Source organism: Silvimonas sp., from assembly GCF_031291215.1.
GTDB lineage: Bacteria > Pseudomonadota > Gammaproteobacteria > Burkholderiales > Chitinibacteraceae > Silvimonas > Silvimonas soli.
Map to the genome: position 1 here is coordinate 1 of NZ_JARLJK010000016.1, position 4,197 is coordinate 4,197.

Genomic DNA, 4,197 nt, shown 5'->3' on the forward strand with positions numbered 1-4,197 from the left:
CAATCCAATTCCGGACACGTTACCTGCGCTTTCATATCAACAGTATCGATACTGCTGTCGTGATCCCCAACATCATGGCTAAAGGTTCTTCTCGTAAACGCATCGTTAAGGCGAAGGAGGACGACAACGTGGAGGCGGCGGCGGAATCCCCTGCGTCACCTCATGCTGATGAGGCCAACGCCGGCCTCGTCCAGACCCCGGCCACCGCTGCGGCGCCTGAGGAAGAAGCCAAAGAAACCCACGAGGGTGGCGACGAGGGCGCTGAGGAAGGCGGCAGCGAAAACTCCTCTGACGACGAAGACGACGAGGACGTAACCGACGTAACCGCCACGCTCTCTGGCCCTCCCGCTGGAGGCCTCACCGAGGCGATGAAGGCTCTACTCACTGCGCAACACGAGGCCACTGTGGCACGCTTTGAGGGCCTGCTCAACGCCGCGATGGCGAAGCGTCCGGGTCAAACCTCTGACCTGGTCCGAGTCCTGATTGAGGGTCTTGAAGATGACGAGCCCGCGGCTCTCGTCTCAGGCCACCATCGCGCGGCGCCGGCTCCCGTCGTTCACATGCTGCCCGTGCGGCAGAGCGACGGCCCCATCCTCGACTTCCTCACCAAGGAGGCAGTGATGGTGTTTTGGCCGGCTTGGACCAGATTCCTGACGCAGCTCGCCACGCTTGGGGCCCCGCGGGCTCCTGTGCAAGGCCAGCTGTCTGCGTCCTGTTACAAGGGTCTGTCCAACATGGTTGTCGGGACTCGCTACCCCGGCAAGCTTGCGCTGTACGACGGCACTCTCGCCTTGAGTGCTGGCGGACACGCCAAGCTGAGGGCACTCTTGGAGCCCTCTGGCCGTTCCACACTCGCCCAGCTGTGCTACACGGCTGATGGCGCCTACCCCACGGGTGGTGAGTGGGACGTGCAGTTCAACGCACTCCTGAAGTGGATACATGATCGCCCGGCTGAGAAGGGTCAGACCGCGGTCTTCAATCTGCTGAAGGACATCCAGCACTTGCTGGATTGGAAGTGGAGGAACCGGGAGTACAGCGACACGCTGTTGTTGTTCACTGCGGACTTCAACACGCTGTTGGACAAGTACGGTCCTGACACGCTTGCCACTGGCGCGGCTGTGAAGAAGGTGATCACCGGTTTGATTGCCAAACTCACCCCTCCGGCCTACAAGGTCGAGTGGGAGCACCGCGCTATGCAGCGTTCGTGGTCATCGGTGGACGAGTTTCTATACGAGCTCAACCAGCCGGACAACGCCGTCCTCTACACCGGCATACAACTCAGTATGCCGAAGGGTGTGGGCACCCCGCAGGTGCACACTCCAAAGTCAGCCCCACCGGCTGCTGCAGCCAAGCGCACTGTGACGCTGGCTGCAAGCGAGGACAGTGATGGCGATGACTCAGACGCTCCCGAGCCCGCTGGCAAGGTGCGCGTCGTCATGCCCACTACGCCTGGGACCCCTCGCTCGTGCTGGTTCTGCAAGGGACCGCACACCTTGAGAGAATGCAAGACTGCCACTGCGGCGGATCGTGCACGCATCCTCAAGAAGCGTCGCGAATTTCGCGGCAAGGACTCTGCTGCTGTGCGCTCGGCGCCAGCTGAATCAGAGTCACCCAAGTCCACGCGGACCAAAGGGAAGAAAAAAATGAAAACCACGTCCCTTTGTACTGTTTCACGCGAAACCAAAGGGGGTGCAGAGACACACGCAACTGCGGCAGTAGTAGCACCTGAGGGCCCGCGGCCCAAGAAGGTGGCGAAAAAGCCTACCATCACGCTGGTGGGAACAGAGGCAGTGTCTGCACCGAGGTGCGATACACCCAGGCCTGCGCACGGCGCGGTAGAGGTGGAGGAGGCGGTGGCCTACAAGTCGGGCGTGCACGTGCATGGTACACTGACTACGCCCCTCCTCACGATTCCCTTCGCGTTGGACTCTGGGGCCACGCACACTTTCATTGCGGACACTCTCGTTGCCCCCCTCAAGGGAAGGCGGGAGTGGAGTTCACCGCACTCGCAACGCCGATGCGCGTTCACACGGCGAATGGCGCGTGCCTCATGGCCACCTATTTGCTCGTGATGGATGTGAAGTTGCGTATGAAAACGCGTGAGACGTTGACCGTGCCTGGTCTTCGTCTGCACGTTGTGGAAGGGTTGTCGCCTACCGAGGTTCTGATCGGCGAAAGCACGATGCGGGAACAGCTGGGCATTGACGTCGAACAACTGCTGCGCTCACGCTGTGATGCAAGGCGGACCGCTATCGCTGTGGACGAGGATGATTCCTCACGCGAGAATGCGATGTTTGGCGACTTGGACTCGGATCACTCACCGAGTGATGTGGCTTGGCGCATGCGGCGTCTTGTCAACGAACTCGATCCAAACGTTGAGCCCGACAACCTGCCCCCTAGTGTAGAGCCGTACAATCCTGACGAGGTGCGCCTCCGAGTCGCACTCAATGACCTGCTGTTATCAGCGGCCAAAGAGGGCTTGCCACCTGCGGACGTAGAGAAGTTGCGCTCGGTGGTCCTCGGTTCGCTGTTTGACGCGTTCCGTGTGGCACCCACCAACGATCCGCCTGCGAAGTTCGCGCCCATTCACATTGATATGGAGCCGGGCATCGAGGGGATGAAGAGCCAACACAACCGCGCATTCACGCCGGATGAGCGGGAGTTTCTCGAACGCAAATTGTCGCAAATGTGCGAGTATGGGCACATCGCAACCTGTGGCGCGTCCCGCTGGACAAGCCCAGGGTTTGCGGTGTTGAAGCCGGGTGCCACGCAGGACACCGAGCTGATGCGACGTTATCGCCTTGTGGTGAACTATCGCCGCCCCAACTTGTACACGAAGCCTGTGCAGTTTCCCCTCATTAAGCTTGAGACGCTGCTCACGGTGATTCGCGGTGCGACTATGTTTGGCGCGCTGGACTTGTCTGACGGGTACTGGCAACTGCCTCTCGATGAGGAGAGCCAAGAGTACTACAAGTTCCAGACGGGACCACGGTTATACAAGTCACTGCGGCTTGTGCCCGGCTCCCGGAACGCGGCTGCGCATTTCCAAGCCTGCATGGTAGAGGCGCTAGGCGATTATGTCGAGCGTATCTGTGTGGTGTACATGGACGACATTCTCATCTTTGGCAAGACGCCGAGTGAGTTTGTTGAGAACTGGAGGCTAGGGCTCGAGCGGCTGCACGCGCGCGGCTTGAAAATCTCTGCCAAAAAGACCACGTTCTATGCGCGAGAACTGAAGTACTGCGGTCGTGTACTGACGCGCGAAGGCGCTAAGTTTGACCAAACGTACATTGACACCGTGCTGCGGATGGGCAAGCCCTCCACACTCGGTGAGTTACGCTCTTACTTGGCAACTGTGAATTGGCTCCGCCTGAGCATACCACAGTTTTCCGAAGTTGTCGAGCCACTGCAGGCGACCTTAACACAAGGTTTGCGGTACGCACGCGTGAACCGCATTCGACAGCCCAAAAACCTTCCCTTGCACAGCGCATGCGGTTGGGGGGCAGAGCAAGACGCTGCTTTTGAGCGCGTGTGCTACAGTGTGGCGAACACAGTAACGCTGGGTTTCCCCGATGACGCGAAAGTGACGTGTGTGTGGAGTGACGCCTGTCACCACCATTACGCTGGCTTGGTTACCCAGACATGGGAGGACCAACTGCGCCTGCCCGTGGCAGCGCAGCAGCACACACCACTGGCGTTCATCAGTGGCTCCTTCCGAGATTCTAGCTCTCGTTGGACAACCACATAGAAGGAGGGCTACGGGTTGCTTGCCACGTGCGAGCGAACGGAGTTTCTCGTCTCACGGGCTGCGAAGTTGCATATCTTTACTGATCACAACAACCTCGTTTTCCTGTTTGACCCCAAGGCAGAAGGGCCTTGTGCTTCGAAACCAGCGGCTGACCGTGTAGAACGCTGGCGTGTTACCATGGGTCGATATAATTTTGAGATCCACCATGTACCTGGACAGGTGCACTTCGTAGCCGATATGTTTAGTCGATGGGCAAATCCCGATTTCGTGCTGTCAAGGACACGAGTGCCACAGCCGGCGCTGAGATTGAGGATGGTGCGACAGCGCGGGCTGTACACTCGCATGTGACTCGTGGGGTTACGACTCCCGATGTTGATGCCGAGCTGCTCCGCTTTAGCCCAGTTGACTACCCCTCCGAGACTGATATTCACCAGGCTCAGCTTAAGCAC

The 4,197-nt window shown here is 59.3% G+C and carries 2 protein-coding genes; both read left to right on the forward strand.

Features of this window, described 5'->3' with window-relative positions; translation table 11 throughout:
- On the forward strand, window positions 1-2,072 hold a 2,072-nt coding region (locus P4L78_RS01130), incomplete at its 5' end, for a hypothetical protein (RefSeq protein ID WP_309326392.1).
- Window positions 2,051-3,748, forward strand: coding sequence for a reverse transcriptase domain-containing protein (locus P4L78_RS01135; protein ID WP_309326394.1), 1,698 nt, complete (start codon window positions 2,051-2,053; stop codon window positions 3,746-3,748). The genes P4L78_RS01130 and P4L78_RS01135, both read left to right, overlap by 22 nt.
- Window positions 3,749-4,197 lie beyond the last annotated feature (449 nt).

Excerpts from the sequence above, each read along its gene's own strand:
- P4L78_RS01135 (WP_309326394.1), top strand. The coding sequence starts at position 2,051 with ATGGCCACCTATTTGCTCGTGATGGATGTGAAGTTGCGTATGAAAACG.